This window comes from Rhodococcus aerolatus (genome assembly GCF_054783215.1).
Genome location: NZ_BAAGQZ010000018.1, coordinates 13,004 through 27,806 on the forward strand (window position 1 = coordinate 13,004; position 14,803 = coordinate 27,806).

The window sequence follows — 14,803 nt, forward strand, 5'->3', positions numbered from 1 at the left end:
CTCATCTAATGACGGGGTGACCGCCCAGCACCCGACGGACCTCCTCGACGGCCTGCGCCGCCGCGGCGACGCCCCCGCCCTGCTGACGCCCGACGGCACGACCACCCACGCCGAGCTGGCGCAGCGCGCCGCACGAGCCGGGGCCGCGCTCGGCCCGGGCCGGCGCCTGGTGGTGGTCGCCGCGCGGAGCACACCCGGCACCGTGGCCCAGCTGCTCGGCGCCCTCGCCGCGGGCCACGTCGTCCTGCTGGCCCCCGCCGACGACCCCGCCCGGCTGCGCGACCTCGTCACCACCTACGACCCCGACGCCGTGCTCGAGCCGTCCGGGGCGCTGCGGCTGCGCACGCCCGCCACTGCCCCGCCGCGCCACGCCCTGCACCCCGAGCTGGCCCTGCTGCTGCCCACGTCGGGCTCGACGGGCACGCCGAAGACCGTCCGCCTGTCCCGCGAGAACCTGCGCAGCAACGCCCGGGCCATCGCCGAGGTCCTCGACGTGCGGTCCACCGATCGTGCGGCGCTGACCCTCCCGCTGCACTACTGCTACGGCCTGTCCGTGCTGACCAGCAACCTGCTGGCCGGCGCGGCGGTGTGGCTGCCGGGCTGCTCGGTGGCCGACCCCGGCTTCGTCGACGCCGCTGCGGCCGCCGGCGCCACCAGCCTGCACGCCGTCCCCCACACCCTCGAGCTCCTCGAGCGCACCGGGTTCGCCGACCGCACCCTCCCGACCCTGCGCTACGTCACCCAGGCCGGGGGACGCCTGGAGCCGGCCGCGGTGCGCCGGTGGGCGGGCCTCGGCGCCCGGGCGGGCTGGCGCTTCGTCGTCATGTACGGCCAGACGGAGGCCACCGCGCGCATGGCCCACCTGCCCGCCCACCTGCTGCCCGCCGCGGCCGGTGCGGTCGGGGTGGCGATCCCCGGGGGCAGCCTCGAGGTCCGCGACCCCGGGCCCGACGGCACGGGTGACGTCGTCTACCGCGGCCCCAACGTCATGCTCGGCTACGCCACCGGGCCCGCCGACCTCGCCCGGGGCCGCGACGTCACCGAGCTGGTCACCGGCGACCGGGGACGGCTGCGGCCCGACGGCCTGCTCGAGGTGACCGGCCGCCGCGACCGGGTGGTCAAGCCGTTCGGCATCCGGGTCGACCTCGACGAGCTCGCCCGCGACCTCTCCCGCCCCGGGGCGCCGGTGGCGGTCGCCGGCTCGGCCGCCGGGCTGGTGCTCGCGGTGCGGGGCGACGACCCCGCCCCGGTGCGCGCCGCCGCGGCCGCGCGCACCGGGCTGCCGCCCGCCCACCTGCGGGCCGTCGCGGTGGCCGAGCTGCCCCGCACGGCGGCCGGCAAGGTCGACCACGCCGCCGTCGCCGCGCTGGGCGCCGGGCGCGAGCGCACGCCCACCACCGTGCGCGGCGTGCTGGAGGACGTGTTCGACGAGGCGGACCTGCCCGGCGACGCCAGCTTCACCAGCCTGGGCGGGGACTCGCTGAGCTACGTGCGCACCGCGGTCGGCCTGGAGCGGGTGCTGGGCCGGGTGCCCGCGGGCTGGGCCGACACCCCGCTGGCCGAGCTCGAGCGCCTCACCCCGCGCCGCGGCCGGGTCTCCGTCGTCGAGCCCGCCCTCGTGCTGCGCGCCCTGGCCGTGCTCACCATCGTCGCCTCCCACGTGGGCCTGGTCCACGTCCTCGGCGGGGCGCACCTGCTGCTGGCCGTCTCGGGCTGGGTGCTGGCCCGGGTGGTGCTGCGGCCCGGGCTGCCCGGCCGCTCCCGGGCCGTGCTGCGCTCGGCGGCGCACGTCGCCGTGCCTGCCGCGCTGTGGGTGGGGCTGCGCTCGCTGACCGAGCCCGACGTCGACCCGGTGAACGCGCTGCTGGTCAACGTGGTCCTCGACCCCGAGGCGTGGGGGTACTGGTTCGTCGAGACGCTGCCGCAGGTGCTGCTCGCCGTGGCCGCGCTGTGGGCGGTGCCCGCGTTCCGCCGGGCCGAACGGGCGCAGCCCTTCGGCGCGGCGCTCGCGGTGCTCGCCGCGACGACGGCCCTGGCCTGGGGCTGGCGCCTGCTCGTGGTGGCCGACGACCCCTTCGACGGCCGGTTGTTCAGCCCGTGGCTCGTGGCGTGGCTCGTCGCGCTGGGGTGGACCGTCGAGCGTGCCGCGACCACCCGGCAGCGCCTCGTCGTCGCCGCGGCGGTGCTGGCCCTGGTCCCGCCGTTCCTGGCCGCCCCCGGCAGCACCGCCCCGTGGCTGGCGACCGCGGGGGTGCTGGCCCTGCTGGCCCCCGGGGTGCCGGTGCCGCGCGTCGCGGTCCGCCCGCTGGGGCTGCTGGCGGGTGCGTCGCTGGCGGTCTACCTGACCCACCACGCCGTCTTCCCCCCGCTGCTGGCCGCCGGGGTCCCCCCGCTCGTGGTCGTCGCGGCCTGCCTCGCCGTGGGCGTGGCCGTGACCGCGCTGCTCACCCGGCTGCGGCCCGCGGCCCGGGCGCGCGCGCTGGGCGCCACGCTCGTCCCGGCCCGCCGTGGTCCCCGCACGGCTCGCGCTGCGATCACCCCGGCCCGCTCCTAGCGTCGCGACCATGACTTCTGCTCACGAGACCGCCTCGCTCGTCGTCGTCGGTGGGGGACCCGCCGCGCTCTCCGCCGTCAAGGGCTACCGCGACCACGGCGGCACCGGCGCCGTCCGTCTCATCACCGGCGAGGACACCCCGCCCTACGACCGCCCGCCGCTGTCGAAGTTCTTCCTCACCGGCGACCGCGACGTGCCCTCCCTGCCGCTGGAGGACGACGACTTCTACGCGAGCAACGACGTCACCGTGACGCTGTCGGACCCGGTCAGCGCCGTCGACACCGACGCCTGCACCGTCACCACCGCCTCGGGGGAGACGGTCGGCTACGAGACGCTCGTCCTCGCGACCGGCGGTGACGCGGCCGCGCTGCCCGTGCCCGGCGGCGACCACCCCGCCGTGCTGCGGCTGCGCTCGCTGGCCCAGGCCGTGCAGCTCAAGGAGGCCGTCGAGGCCGCCCGCTCCGTGGTCGTCATCGGCTCCGGCTTCATCGGCTGCGAGACCGCGGCAACGCTGGCCGCCTCCCTGGGCAAGGACGTCACCATGATCGGCATGGAGGACGTGCCGCAGGCCGAGCGCCTCGGTGACCACGTCGGGCAGCAGCTGGCCGACTGGCTCACCCACGACGGGGTGACCCTGCTCGGCGGCGTCACCGTCGAGGGCATCGAGGACGGCACCACCGTGCACCTGCAGGGCCGCGACCCGGTGACGGCCGACCTCGTCATCACCGCCACCGGCTCCGCCCCCTCCTCCCAGCTGGCCAAGGACGCCGGCCTCGAGACCCGCCAGGGCCGCGTCGTCGTCGACGCCCACCTGCGCACCTCGGTGCCGACCGTGCTCGCCGCCGGGGACGTGGCGCTGGCCCACAACGCCACCGCCGACCGGCCCGTGCCCACCGAGCACTGGATCGACGCGCAGGGCCAGGGCGAGGTCGCCGGGGCCGTCGCCGCGGGCGCGGACACCACCTGGACCGACGTCCCCTACTTCTGGACGCGCATCAACGGCCGCACCCTGCAGTACGCGGCGTGGGGCGACGGCTTCGACGAGGTCGTCGTCGACTCCTCCGCCGGCGAGCACGACAGCTCCTTCGCGGTCTGGTACGGCCGCGGCGGCGTCACCGTCGGCGTGCTCACCTACGAGGCGGACGACGAGCTCGAGCGCGGCACCACGCTGGTCTCCGAGGGCGGCCCCCTGCCCCGGGCGTGACTGCTGGACCCAGGACGCGAGGTCCCGTCCGCAGGTGGCAGGGTCGGCGCCGTGGACGAGCAGCGGTTCTGGGACCTCATCGACAGCTCCCGCGCCGAGGCGGGGGGCCGGCTCGAGGAGCAGGCGGAGGCGCTGCACACGGCGCTGAGCGGCCTCGACCCCGACGACGTGGCCCGCTTCGACGCGCTGCTCACCGAGGCCAACCACGCGCTGTACACCTGGGCGCACTGGGGCGCGGCCGACCTGGTGCTGGGCGAGGTGCGCGACGACACCTTCACCGACGTCCGCTCCTGGGTGGTGGCCCAGGGCAGCGAGGTGTTCCACGCGGTGGTCGAGGACCCCGACGCCCTGGCCGACACCGACGACGACCTCACCGAGGACGGCGCCCTGCTGGCCCGGGAGTGGGCCGACACCGCCGACGCGGTGCACACCGGGCTGACCGGGCACCCGCTGGACGCCGCCGCAGCCGACCGGGTGCTGCGCCACGAGCCCGACGACCAGCCGCTGGGCACCCAGCTCAGCGACGAGCCCGAGGACCTCGCCGTGCACTTCCCGCGGCTGGCGCAGCGCTACCGGTAGCCCCGCCGCGTCCCTGTGACGTCGGGTACACCCCCTGTGACCTGCGCCGCGAACCGATTCGCGCAGTGGCGAGCGCTGAGGACCATGGGGGTCATGGCGGAGCCCATCAACCTCAACGCCCACCGGCCGGTGCCCCGGTACCCGCGCTGCGAGCAGTGCCGGCACACCTGGCACGGCACCCGGTGCACCGCGCCGCGGTTCTCCCTCAAGGTCCACCGCGCCGCGCCCTGCGGCTGCGAGTCCAGCGCCCGCCGGGCCGGGTGAGCGGGACGGGACCGCACCGCCGGGGCTGCACCGCCCGCCCGGAGCGGGCAGGCTGGGGCGCGTGAAGGTACTGGTGACCGGTGCGTCCGGCTTCGTGGGGTCCCGGCTGTGCCGCGCGCTGGAGGAGGCGGGGCACGAGGTGGCGGCGATGACGCGGCACCCCGACACCTACGACGGCGCCGGCACCGCGGTGTTCGGCGACGTCGACGACCCCGGCTCGCTGGCCGCGGCGGTGGACGGCTGCGAGGCCGCCTACTACCTGGTCCACTCCCTGGACAGCGCCGACTTCGAGAAGCAGGACGCGGCGGCGGCGAAGGCCTTCGCCGAGGCCGCGGCGCAGGCGGGGCTGACCCAGGTCATCTACCTCGGCGGGCTGGGCGACGACGACGACGACCTGTCGGCGCACCTGCGCAGCCGCCGCGAGGTGGAGCGCCTGCTGGGCACCACCGGCGTCCCCGTCACCGCGCTGCGGGCGGGCATCGTCGTCGGCCACGGCGGCATCTCCTGGGAGATGACCCGCCAGCTCGTGGCCCACCTGCCCGCGATGATCACCCCGCGCTGGGTGCACACCAAGACCCAGCCCATCGGCGTCGCGGACGTCGTGCGCTACCTCGTCGGCGTGCTCGGCCTGGAGGAGGCGAAGGGCCGGAGCTTCGACGTCGGCGGCCCCGACGTCCTGGAGTACCTGGAGATGATGCGGCGGGTGGGGGTGATCCAGGGCCGGCGGATGCTCATCATCCCGGTGCCGGTGCTCAGCCCGTCGCTGTCGAGCCACTGGCTGTCGCTGGTGACCGACGTCGACACCCAGACCGGCCGCTCGCTCATCGACTCCATGAGCAACGAGGTGGTGGTCAAGGACGACAGCATCCGGCGCCTCGTCCCGTTCGAGCCGATGGACTACGACCAGCAGGTGCTGGCCGCGCTCGGGGAACGCGCCGCGGCGCTGCGGGCGGCGGCGTCATGAGCCCGCTGGTCGACCGGGCGGGCCCGCTGTCGCGCACCAACCGCGTGCGTACCCGGGCCGCGGGCTCGCTGCCGCACTGGCTCGTCGACAAGGTGCCGCGGGACCACCGCGAGAGCGACGCGGCGTTCGCCCGCCGGCGCAAGGTCGTCGCCGGGGTGTCCGTGGCCGGCGCCGGGCTGCTCGGCGTCTCGCTGTCCACCAAGCCCGCCTCGGCCGAGTTCTACGGGCTGACCCTCGGGGTCGCGGGCACCTGGATCGCCGGCGGGGTGGCCTCCGGGCCGCTGCACCTGGGCTGGATGCAGTCCCCCGACGACACGCTCAAGCGGCCCGTGCTGACTCCCGTCGCGCTCGGCGCCGGCGCGTTCGCGGTGTTCTACGCGGGCGCCCTGGTCAGCCGGAAGATCCCGCCCCTGGAGCGGGCCGTGGCCAAGATCCTGCGCTACGCCCAGCAGGGCAACCAGCCGCTGGTGTACCTGACGACGCTGGCCAACGGTGCCGCCGAGGAGGTCTTCTTCCGCGGGGCGCTGTACGCCGCGCTGGGCGTCCACAAGCCGGTGCTCAAGTCCACCGCCATCTACGCGCTGGCCACCACGGCCACCCGCAACCCGTCGCTGGTGCTGGCCTCGGCCGTCATGGGCGCGCTGTTCGGGGCGCAGCGGCGGGCCTCCGGCGGCATCCAGGCCCCGATGCTGACCCACCTCACCTGGTCGACGCTGATGCTGCGCTTCCTGCCGCCGCTGTTCGCCGACTCCGCCGAGCTCGAGGTCCCCGCCCCACCGACCTGAGGTCCGGGGCAGGATCACCTGGCATGACGAGCCGCTTCGTGGTCCTGGCCATCGACACCGTCGACCCCGCCCCGCTCGCCCGCTTCTGGTGCGCGGTGCTGGGCTGGGAGGTGGTCGACTCCGACGAGGACGGGGTCGGCATCGGCCCCGCCGACGGGGTCGGCCCCCGCATCGACCTGCTCCGGGTCCCGGAGGCCAAGGCGGGCAAGAACCGGCTGCACCTCGACCTGCGCGCCGACGGCGGCACCACCGCCGAGGAGCTGGACCGGCTGCTCGCCCTGGGGGCGCGCCGGGTCGACGTCGGGCAGTCCGACGACGTGTCCTGGGTGGTGCTGGCCGACCCCGAGGGCAACGAGTTCTGCCTGCTCAGCCGCACCGTGGCCGAGGTCGCGGCCGGCTAGGACGGCCGGGCAGGACGGGCCGGGCCGGTCTCAGCGAGGTGGCCCGGCCGCGTCGAGGAAGGCGACCACCCGCTCGTAGCGGCGCGGCACCACCCAGCCGTGCCACACCGTCCACGCCACGACCACCACGGCGACCACCGCGGCGACCTCCACCAGCGGGGCGTCCCCCCGGGTGGGCACGAGCAGCGACGGGACGACGAACAGCAGCACCAGCGCGCCCTGCAGGCGCCGGGTGAAGCGGCCCAGCTCGGCCTCGTCGGCGGCGTAGCGCCGGGCCAGCTCGCGGCTGGTGGGGTCGGACGTCGGGGCCCGGCCGGCGTCGACCTGCTCGGCGATGGCCCGCAGGTCGTCCTCGCGCCCACCCCACCGGGTGCGGTCGGCCAGGGTGCGCTCCCGGTTGACCTCCACGTAGCGGCCCAGCAGCACCCCCACCCCGACGCCGACCAGCGGCGAGAGCACCGCGGGCAGGGAGAGCACCACGACGCAGACCTGGCCGAGGTAGAGCCCGGCCGCCGCGAGCAGCACCGTCACCCCGCCCCGGGGTCCGGTCCTGGCCATCACGACGGCCAGTACACACCGCCGCACCGGGGCCGGGCAGCGCGGCGGGACCCGGTCAGGGGCGGGTGGTCTCCAGGAAGCGGCCGACGGTGTCGACGAAGAGCTCCGGCGCCTGGGCGTGCACCCAGTGCCCCACGCCCTTGAAGCGCACCAGCCGGGCCCGCGGGAACAGCTCCACCATCCGCGCGCGGTGCTCGTCGCGCACGTAGGAGGAGTCCGTCCCCGCGATCCACAGCACCGGCCCCTCGTAGGTCGCCCCACCGGGGTCGGGGAACCCGCCGAGGCGCTGCACGTCGCGGTCGAGGACGTCGAGGTTGAGCCGCCAGCGCCACCCGGGGCCGCCGCCGTCGGGGGTGTCGCGCACCAGGTTCTGCAGCAGGAAGGAGCGCGTCGAGTCCTGCGGGACCCCCTCGCGCAGCGCCGCCTCCGCGTCGGCCCGGGTGCTCAGGCCGGCCAGGTCGAGCCCGCGCATGAGCCCCACGTAGCCGGCCATCTCGTCGCCGTCCGTCCCGCCCGTGCCGCCGTAGTCGACCGGCGCGATGTCGACGACGACGAGGCCCGCCAGCAGCTCCGGGCGGCGCAGCGCCAGCATCATCGCCGTCTTGCCGCCCATCGAGTGGCCCAGCAGCCGCACCGGCTCGTCCCGCGCGCCCAGCCCCTCGAGCTCGGCGGCGACCGCGTCGGCCATGTCGGTGTAGTCGACCCGCTCGGTCCAGGGGGAGTGGCCGTGGTTGGGCAGGTCCAGCAGCGTCACCCGCCAGCCGCGCTCGGCCACGGCCCGGGCGACGGTGGTGAAGTTGCGGCCCTGCCCGAACAGTCCGTGCAGGAACACCGCGCGGGGACCGTCGTCACCGATCGTCCTGCCGTCCAGCGCCACCCCGTGATCACACCAGACGGGTCCGTCCCCCGGCGTGACCACGGGGCGCCGGGCGGGGTGGATCACCGGTTGGGTGGTCCACGAGCGGTCGGGTTACGGTCGATGACCGTGACGACGACCACGGAGCCGACGAGCACCCGACCGACGCGCCCGCTGCGGGGCCTGCCCCCGGAGGGCTCGGGCGTCGAGGTCCGCTCGGTCCACGTGCGGCTGCACGGGCACCGCGTCCGCTACCTCACCGCGGGCGACGGCGAGCAGGTCCTCGTGCTGGTCCACGGCCTGGCCGGGGACGCCGACACCTGGTCGCCCCTGCTCAGCGAGCTGGCGCGCCACCACACCGTCATCGCCCCCGACCTCATGGGCCACGGCGAGTCGGACAAGCCCCGCGGCGACTACTCCACCGCCGCGTTCGCCGCCTACGTCCGCGACCTGGTGCTGCTGCTGGGCCACGAGCGGGTGACCGTCGTCGGGCACTCCCTCGGCGGCGGGGTGGCCATGCAGTTCAGCTACCTGTTCCCCGAGCTCACCGAGCGGCTGGTGCTCATCTCCTCGGGCGGGCTCGGCCGCGGGGTCAACCTCGGCATCCGGCTGGCCACGCTGCCGCTGAGCCAGCGCGTCATCCCCCTCGGGGCCAACCGGGTCACCGCGCCGCTGGCCCAGGGTGCGGTGCGCGCGCTCGAGGCGGCCGGGGTGACCCTGCCGCTGCCCGTGGCCGAGGCCGTCGCGGGCTGGGTGCGGATGTCGCAGGCCGACGCCGCCCGCTCCTTCGTCACCACCGTCAAGACCAGCGTCGACCTGTGGGGGCAGCGCACGAAGGCCCTCGACCGGCTCTACCTGGCCCGGCTGCTGCCCGTCCTCGTGGTCGTCGGCGACCGCGACACGGTCATCCCGCCGCACCACTCCTACCGGGCCGCCGAGATCACCGGGGGCCGGCTCGAGGTGGTGCCCGGCGCCGGGCACGTGCCGTGGTGGGACGACGCGTCGGCCGTCGCCCGCGCGTTGCTCGACTTCCTCGCCACCACCGAGCCCGGGGAGATGACGCCCGAGGTGGTCCGCGAGGCCGTCCGCGCGCACGGCGACGGCTAGCCGCGCTCAGCCCATGCTGAGGGCGCCGTCGATCGACTCCCGCAGGATGTCGGCGTGCCCGGCGTGCTGGGAGGTCTCCGCGATGACGTGCAGCCAGACGCGGCGCACCGACCAGGCCGCGCCCGGGGGGAACCACGGCGCCTCCGGCAGCGGGTGGGTGGTGTCGAGGTCGAGGGTGCGCACCAGCTCGTCGGTCCGCGCGGCCACCTGCGTGTAGCGGTCCAGCAGGGCGGCGAGGGTGTCGCCCGCGCCGAGGACGAACCGGGGGTCACCCGCGGACCAGTCGACCTCGCCACCGGCCGCCATGCCGCCCGGGTCGCCCTCGGCGAAGCGCGCCCAGCCGGCCTCGGTGTCGGCGACGTGCTTGAGCAGGCCGGCCAGGGTCAGCGCGCTCACCGTCGGGCGGCTGCGGGCCTGGGAGTCGGTCAGGTCGCGCACGGTGTGGCGCAGGAAGAAGCGGTGCTTGCCGAGGGTCTCGAGCAGGTCGTCGCGCTCGGTGGTGGGCTCGGTCGGTGTCATCGGGGGGTCCTCTCGTCGTCGGTGAGGACGACGGTAGGAGGGGTTGCGGCCAGTTCCCGTCCGTTGCCCGACCTGCCGTCGGCGGTGGTGGTGGGCCAGACTGGTCGGCGTGCCGGAGCTGCCCGAGGTCGACGCCCTCGCGGGCTTCCTGCGCGCGCACGCCGTCGGGTCGATGGTCGGCCGGGTCGACGTCGCGGCGCTCAACGTGCTCAAGACGTTCGACCCGCCCGTCAGCGAGCTCTCCGCCCGGCTGGTCACCGACGTCACCCGCCACGGCAAGCACCTCGACGTCGACTGCGAGGGCCTGCACCTCGTGGTGCACCTCTCCCGCGCCGGGTGGCTGCGCTGGTCCGACGCGCTGAGCCCGGTGCCGCCGCGGCCGGGCGGGAAGTCGCCGATCGCGTTGCGGGTGCACCTGTCCGGTGGCGGCGGGTTCGACCTCACCGAGGCGGGCACCCAGAAGCGGCTCGCGGTGTGGCTGGTGACCGACCCGCAGCAGGTGCCCGGGGTGGCGGCGCTGGGACCCGACGCGCTGTCGCTGGACCTCGGGTCGTTCGCCGCGCTGCTGGCCGCGCACCGGACGCGGCTCAAGACCCTGCTGGTGGACCAGCGCGTGCTCGCCGGCATCGGCAACGCCTACTCCGACGAGATCCTGCACGTGGCGAAGCTGTCCCCGTTCGCCACCGCGGCCACGCTGAAGGAGCCGCAGGTGGTGGCGCTGCACACCGCGGTGGTCGACGTGCTGACCACGGCGCGGGACAAGCAGGCCGGGCAGGAGGCGGCGCGGCTCAAGGGCGAGAAGCGCTCGGGGATGCGGGTGCACGCCCGCACCGGCCTGCCGTGCCCGGTGTGCGGGGACACGGTGCGCGAGGTCAGCTTCACCAACCGCTCGTTCCAGTACTGCCCCACGTGCCAGACCGGCGGCCGCGTCCTCGCCGACCGCCGCATGAGCAAGCTGCTCCGCTAGCCGTGCGTGATTACTGCACCCAGGACGCGAGGTTCCGTTCACAGTGGGCCCGGCCGTGACGCCGGACGCCGTCCGGGCGCTGCTGCCCGACGCCACGTCCGCCCGCGCGATGTCCGGCGGCGACCTCGGCGACGCCTGGTGGGTCGAGACCCCGGGCGGCGACCGCGTCGTGAAGTCCTACCCGGACCCCGCCCCGGGGCTCGTCGAGGCCGAGGCGGCGGGCCTGGCCTGGCTGGCCGTCGACGGCGGGCCCCCGGTGCCGACCGTCCACGCGACCACGCGCACCGCCCTGGCCATGGACGCCGTGCCCGCGGGCCGTCCGTCGTCGTCCTCGGCGGAGCGGTTCGGCCGCGAGCTGGCCGTGCTGCACGGCACGGTCGCGCCGGCGTTCGGGGCGGTCCCGCCGGGCGGCCCGGAGTGGGGGTTCCTCGGCAGCGTCCGGCTGCCGGCGGCGTCGTACCCGGACTGGCCGTCGCTGTGGCGGGCGCGCACCGCGCACCTGCTCACGCTGCTGCCCCCCGACCGGGAGCTCCACGACGCCCTGGACCGGCTCGACGCCCGGCTCGAGGACGTCGCGGGGGACCCCGTGCCGGCGGCGCGGCTGCACGGCGACCTGTGGTCGGGCAACGTCGTGTGGGCGCCCGACCGGGCCTGGCTCGTCGACCCCGCGGCGCACGGCGGGCACCCGGAGACCGACCTCGCCCTGCTCGCGCTGTTCGGCCTGCCCGAGCTGGCCCGGGTGCAGGCGGCCTGGGCGGAGTCGCACGGCCCGGCCGACGGCTGGCGGGAGCGCACGGCCCTGCACCAGGTGCACACCCTGCTGTTCCACGAGCTCGCGTTCGGCGGGTACCGGGCGAGCGTGCTGTCCGCCGTCCGCCGCTACCTGTGAGTGACGGCTGCAGCCAGGACGCGAGGGTGCGGGCACAGGTGCGACGATCGCGCCCATGACCCTGCGCTTCGGCTGGCTCTCCCCCGCGATCGGCAACCGGTTCAGCGACGGCCGGCCGATCGCCGCGTTCCAGGACACCGAGATCCTGCCGACCGCGCTGCCGCACTTCGACGCGCTGTGGCTGGCCGACCACTTCTACGGCATGGACGTCCCCACCGACCCGTTCCTCGAGGCCTGGACCACCCTGACCTGGCTGGCCGCCCGCCACGACCACGTCGAGCTGTGCCACCACGTGCTCGGCGTCGGCTACCGGTACCCGCCGCTGCTCGCGAAGATGGCCGCGACCCTGCAGCACCTCTGCGGCGGCCGGTTGGTCCTCGGCATCGGCGCGGGCTGGCGCGAGGAGGAGTACGCCGCGTACGGCTACGACTTCCCGAAGCCGTCGGTGCGGTTCGCGCAGCTGGAGGAGGCCGTCGCGATCTGCCGGGAGATGTGGACCCAGGACTCCCCGTCCTACGAGGGCCGCTTCTGGCGCATCGACGGCGCCGCCGCCCCGCCGCTGCCCGACCCGCCGCCGCGGGTGTGCATCGGCGCGGCCGGGGAGAAGGTGGGGCTGCCGCTGGTCGGCCGCATCGCCGACGCGTGGAACGGCCCCGCCGGGGACGGCTTCACCCGTCGCCTGGGCATCGTGCGGGCGGCCGCGGAGCAGGCAGGCCGCGACCCGGACGCGATCGAGGTGTCGGTGACCCTGGAGCGGGCGCTGCCCGAGGACGACGCCGCGTCCGCGCGGCTGGTCGACGAGCTGGCCGCGCAGCACGAGCTCGGCGTCGACCAGGTCGTCCTCGACCCCGGCCACCCCCGCTCGACCGAGCCGGTGCTCCGCCTCGTCGAGCAGGTCCTCACCCCGCTGCGGGCCGGCTGACCCCAGGCCCGGCGACTCAGGCGGGCGACCAGCCCAGCGCCGGGCCCAGGTGGGTCGCGATGTCGGTGACGATCTGCACGTAGTCGGCGTGGTCGAAGCTGAACGGCAGCGCGAACGCCACCTCGTCGACCTCCTGGAAGCCGGCGTGCTCGGCCAGCGCGGCCGCGATCTGCTCCGACGTGCCGACGAGGTCCGGGGCGAACAGCAGCCGGCCCGGGCCCTGCGGCTCCCGGGTGCGGGGCAGCCGGGCCGCGGCGTAGGCCTCGTACTTCTCGCGCTGCGCGCGGGTGGCGGTGTCGGTGGGGACGACGACGAGGCCCTGCGACGCCCGGGCGGCCGCGCCGTCGGGGTGCGCGGCCCGGAACGCCCGGACCTGCCCGGCCTGGATCGCGGCGAAGTCCGGCTCGTCCCCCTCGGCCCGGACGACGCTGCTGGAGAGCAGGTTCAGGCCGTGCTCCCCGGCCCACACGGCGGACGACGTGCTGGCCGCGCCGTGCCAGACGCGGGAGGCGAGGCCGGGGGAGTGCGGCTGCACGTGGTCGGAGAACACCTCGATGCCCTGCGTGCCGGCCTCGGCCACCGGCTCGCCGCGGACGAGGGCCAGGAACCGCTCGAGCCGCTCGGGCCCGAGGTCCTCGACGTCGGCGGTGTCGGGGTACGCGACGTCCTTGAGGCGGTCCCACCCCATGGGGGTGCCGGTCGACAGGCCGGGGTTGACGCGCCCGCCGGAGAGGACGTCGACGGTGGCCAGGTCCTCGGCCAGCCGCAGCGGGTTCTCCAGTCCCAGCGGGGTGACGGCCGTGCCCAGCTCGACGTGGCGCGTGCGCTGGGAGGCCGCGGCCATGATCGCGACGGGTGAGGACACGCCGTGCTGCAGGTGGCGGTGGCGGAACCACACGCTGTCGTAGCCCAGGCGCTCGGCCAGCTCGACCTCGGCGAGCAGCGCCTCGTGGCCGGGGGCGGGATCGGCCGCGTCGAACACGCCGATGGTGAGGAAGCCGAGCTTGCGCAGGGGTCGCGTCACGCGGACCAGCCTGCCCGACGCTCAGTCCGGGGCGTCGCGCAGCCGCAGCACGATGCGCACCAGCTGCTCCACGGCCGACTCGAACGCGCCGCCGCGCAGCTCGCCGCGGACGACCAGGGCGTCGGACGCCAGCTGCAGCACCAGGTCCTGGCCGTGCCGGCGGACGACCATCGCCGCCAGCTCGTCGAGCTCGAGGCCGGGGTGGTCCAGGCGCGTCAGCGCCACCTCCACCAGCAGCTCGTCGTCGGTCACGGGCCCATCCTCGCGCGCGGACCGGCCGGGCCCGCACAACCCGGTGGACGGCCGTGGTGGGCTGGACGCGTGCTGGAACGCTCCCGCGGCCTGACCGACGACGCCCACGCCGCGATCACGGACCTCGAGCGCGCCGTGGTGGCCCACGACGGCGGACGGCTCAAGCTCGAGCACGGCGTGCTGCGCTCCCGCCCCGCCGACCGCGTGCAGGACCTGCTGTGGTGGGACGACGGCCGGCTGCTCGGGTTCCTCGGCCTCTACCGGTTCGGGGACCACCCGCTCGAGCTGGCCGGGATGGTCGCGCCCGACGCCCGGCGCCGCGGGATCGGCTCGGCCCTGCTCGACGCGGCCGTCGGGCTGGCGGCCGAGCAGGGGCTGGACCGGGCGCTCGTCGTGGTGCCCAGCGTCTCCGACGGTGGCCGTGCCCTGGTGCGCCGGCGCGGCGCCACCCCCGCCCACGCCGAGCACGCGCTGGCCCTGCACGGCGACCCCACGCCCGGCCCCGCCGACCCCCGCACCACCCTCGCCCCCGCCGGGGTGGTCGACGCCGCCGACGTCGCCCGCGTGCTCGCCGCGGGGTTCGGCGAGCCCGCCCGCGACCTGACCGACCAGCTGGCGGCCGAGCAGGACGGCGAGCGCACCTGGGCCGTCCGCCGCGACGGGGTGGTGGTCGGCAGCCTGCGGCTGACCCGGGACGGGGCGCTGGGCGCGGTGCACGGGTTCGCCGTCGACCCGGCGTGGCAGGGCCGGGGCATCGGCCGCGACGTGCTGCGCCGGGCGTGCGCCCACCTGCGCGCCGGAGGGGTGCGGCGGGTCACGCTGGAGGTGGAGACGACGAACGACCGGGCGCTCGGGCTCTACCTGTCGGTCGGGTTCGAGCGGGCGGCGACGGACGAGTACTGGTCGCTGCCGGTCGACCGTGAACGGAACCTCGCGTCCTGGGTGCAGTAATCACACA

17 protein-coding genes are annotated in these 14,803 nt (G+C 76.2%); 12 read left to right on the plus strand and 5 right to left on the minus strand.

All coding sequences use genetic code 11. The features are described from left to right. The first annotated feature begins 16 nt into the window (after positions 1 to 16). The 7 genes from ACYVOF_RS07530 to ACYVOF_RS07560 all read left to right on the plus strand — a co-directional run bounded on the left by ACYVOF_RS07530 (position 17) and on the right by ACYVOF_RS07560 (position 6,751). Entirely contained in the window at positions 17 to 2,554 is a 2,538-nt protein-coding gene (locus tag ACYVOF_RS07530) for an AMP-binding protein (protein WP_460865242.1), read from the plus strand. A gap of 10 nt (positions 2,555 to 2,564) precedes the next feature. Further along, complete coding sequence (locus ACYVOF_RS07535) at positions 2,565 to 3,758, plus strand: NAD(P)/FAD-dependent oxidoreductase (RefSeq protein WP_460865244.1); 1,194 nt, start codon at positions 2,565 to 2,567, stop codon at positions 3,756 to 3,758. 51 nt (positions 3,759 to 3,809) lie between these two features. Continuing rightward, positions 3,810 to 4,337 carry a DUF4240 domain-containing protein gene (locus ACYVOF_RS07540; protein ID WP_460865246.1) on the plus strand — a complete coding sequence of 176 codons (528 nt, stop codon included), beginning with the start codon at positions 3,810 to 3,812 and terminating at the stop codon, positions 4,335 to 4,337. Positions 4,338 to 4,430: 93 nt separating this feature from the next. After that, positions 4,431 to 4,601, plus strand: coding sequence for a hypothetical protein (locus tag ACYVOF_RS07545; RefSeq protein WP_460865247.1), 171 nt, complete (start codon positions 4,431 to 4,433; stop codon positions 4,599 to 4,601). A gap of 61 nt (positions 4,602 to 4,662) precedes the next feature. Then, positions 4,663 to 5,565 (plus strand): NAD(P)H-binding protein, encoded by a 903-nt coding sequence (locus ACYVOF_RS07550; protein ID WP_460865249.1) that lies wholly within the window; start codon positions 4,663 to 4,665, stop codon positions 5,563 to 5,565. Next, positions 5,562 to 6,350 carry a CPBP family intramembrane glutamic endopeptidase gene (locus ACYVOF_RS07555; protein WP_460865251.1) on the plus strand — a complete coding sequence of 263 codons (789 nt, stop codon included), beginning with the start codon at positions 5,562 to 5,564 and terminating at the stop codon, positions 6,348 to 6,350. The genes ACYVOF_RS07550 and ACYVOF_RS07555 overlap by 4 nt, the downstream gene beginning before the upstream one ends. A gap of 23 nt (positions 6,351 to 6,373) precedes the next feature. Beyond that, positions 6,374 to 6,751: a VOC family protein gene (locus ACYVOF_RS07560; RefSeq protein ID WP_460865252.1), complete on the plus strand. Its 378-nt coding sequence runs from the start codon at positions 6,374 to 6,376 to the stop codon at positions 6,749 to 6,751. Positions 6,752 to 6,781: 30 nt separating this feature from the next. Here ACYVOF_RS07560 and ACYVOF_RS07565 read toward each other — a convergent pair whose 3' ends face one another. Both ACYVOF_RS07565 and ACYVOF_RS07570 read right to left on the minus strand, forming a co-directional pair. After that, on the minus strand, positions 6,782 to 7,312 hold the full coding sequence (locus ACYVOF_RS07565) for a hypothetical protein (protein WP_460865254.1): 531 nt from the start codon (positions 7,310 to 7,312) through the stop codon (positions 6,782 to 6,784). Positions 7,313 to 7,364: 52 nt separating this feature from the next. Next, positions 7,365 to 8,186 carry an alpha/beta fold hydrolase gene (locus ACYVOF_RS07570; RefSeq protein WP_460865256.1) on the minus strand — a complete coding sequence of 274 codons (822 nt, stop codon included), beginning with the start codon at positions 8,184 to 8,186 and terminating at the stop codon, positions 7,365 to 7,367. Positions 8,187 to 8,294: 108 nt separating this feature from the next. Here ACYVOF_RS07570 and ACYVOF_RS07575 point away from each other — a divergent pair, with 108 nt between their 5' ends. Next, positions 8,295 to 9,272: an alpha/beta fold hydrolase gene (locus ACYVOF_RS07575; RefSeq protein ID WP_460865258.1), complete on the plus strand. Its 978-nt coding sequence runs from the start codon at positions 8,295 to 8,297 to the stop codon at positions 9,270 to 9,272. A gap of 6 nt (positions 9,273 to 9,278) precedes the next feature. On the opposite strand, the gene ACYVOF_RS07580 is transcribed toward ACYVOF_RS07575, so the two are convergent. Next, the gene (locus ACYVOF_RS07580) at positions 9,279 to 9,791 is read right to left on the minus strand and encodes a DinB family protein (RefSeq protein WP_460865259.1); all 513 of its coding nucleotides are present in this window, start codon (positions 9,789 to 9,791) and stop codon (positions 9,279 to 9,281) included. Positions 9,792 to 9,900: 109 nt separating this feature from the next. On the opposite strand from ACYVOF_RS07580, the gene ACYVOF_RS07585 reads away from it, so the two are divergent. The 3 genes from ACYVOF_RS07585 to ACYVOF_RS07595 are packed head-to-tail and all read left to right on the plus strand — an operon-like array spanning position 9,901 to position 12,569. Beyond that, the gene (locus tag ACYVOF_RS07585) at positions 9,901 to 10,758 is read left to right on the plus strand and encodes an Fpg/Nei family DNA glycosylase (protein ID WP_460865261.1); all 858 of its coding nucleotides are present in this window, start codon (positions 9,901 to 9,903) and stop codon (positions 10,756 to 10,758) included. Positions 10,759 to 10,813: 55 nt separating this feature from the next. After that, positions 10,814 to 11,647 (plus strand): fructosamine kinase family protein, encoded by an 834-nt coding sequence (locus ACYVOF_RS07590; RefSeq protein WP_460865262.1) that lies wholly within the window; start codon positions 10,814 to 10,816, stop codon positions 11,645 to 11,647. Between the two features lie 55 nt (positions 11,648 to 11,702). Then, positions 11,703 to 12,569, plus strand: a complete 867-nt coding sequence (locus tag ACYVOF_RS07595) for an LLM class flavin-dependent oxidoreductase (protein ID WP_460865263.1) — start codon at positions 11,703 to 11,705, stop codon at positions 12,567 to 12,569. A gap of 16 nt (positions 12,570 to 12,585) precedes the next feature. On the opposite strand, the gene ACYVOF_RS07600 is transcribed toward ACYVOF_RS07595, so the two are convergent. Further along, the gene (locus ACYVOF_RS07600; RefSeq protein WP_460865512.1) at positions 12,586 to 13,602 is read right to left on the minus strand and encodes an LLM class flavin-dependent oxidoreductase; all 1,017 of its coding nucleotides are present in this window, start codon (positions 13,600 to 13,602) and stop codon (positions 12,586 to 12,588) included. Between the two features lie 12 nt (positions 13,603 to 13,614). Next, a complete protein-coding gene (locus ACYVOF_RS07605; RefSeq protein ID WP_460865264.1) occupies positions 13,615 to 13,845 on the minus strand; it encodes a hypothetical protein in 231 nt (76 codons plus the stop codon). 69 nt (positions 13,846 to 13,914) lie between these two features. Between ACYVOF_RS07605 and ACYVOF_RS07610 the strand changes: the two genes are divergently transcribed. Beyond that, on the plus strand, positions 13,915 to 14,796 hold the full coding sequence (locus tag ACYVOF_RS07610) for a GNAT family N-acetyltransferase (RefSeq protein WP_460865266.1): 882 nt from the start codon (positions 13,915 to 13,917) through the stop codon (positions 14,794 to 14,796). The last annotated feature ends 7 nt before the right edge of the window (positions 14,797 to 14,803 follow it).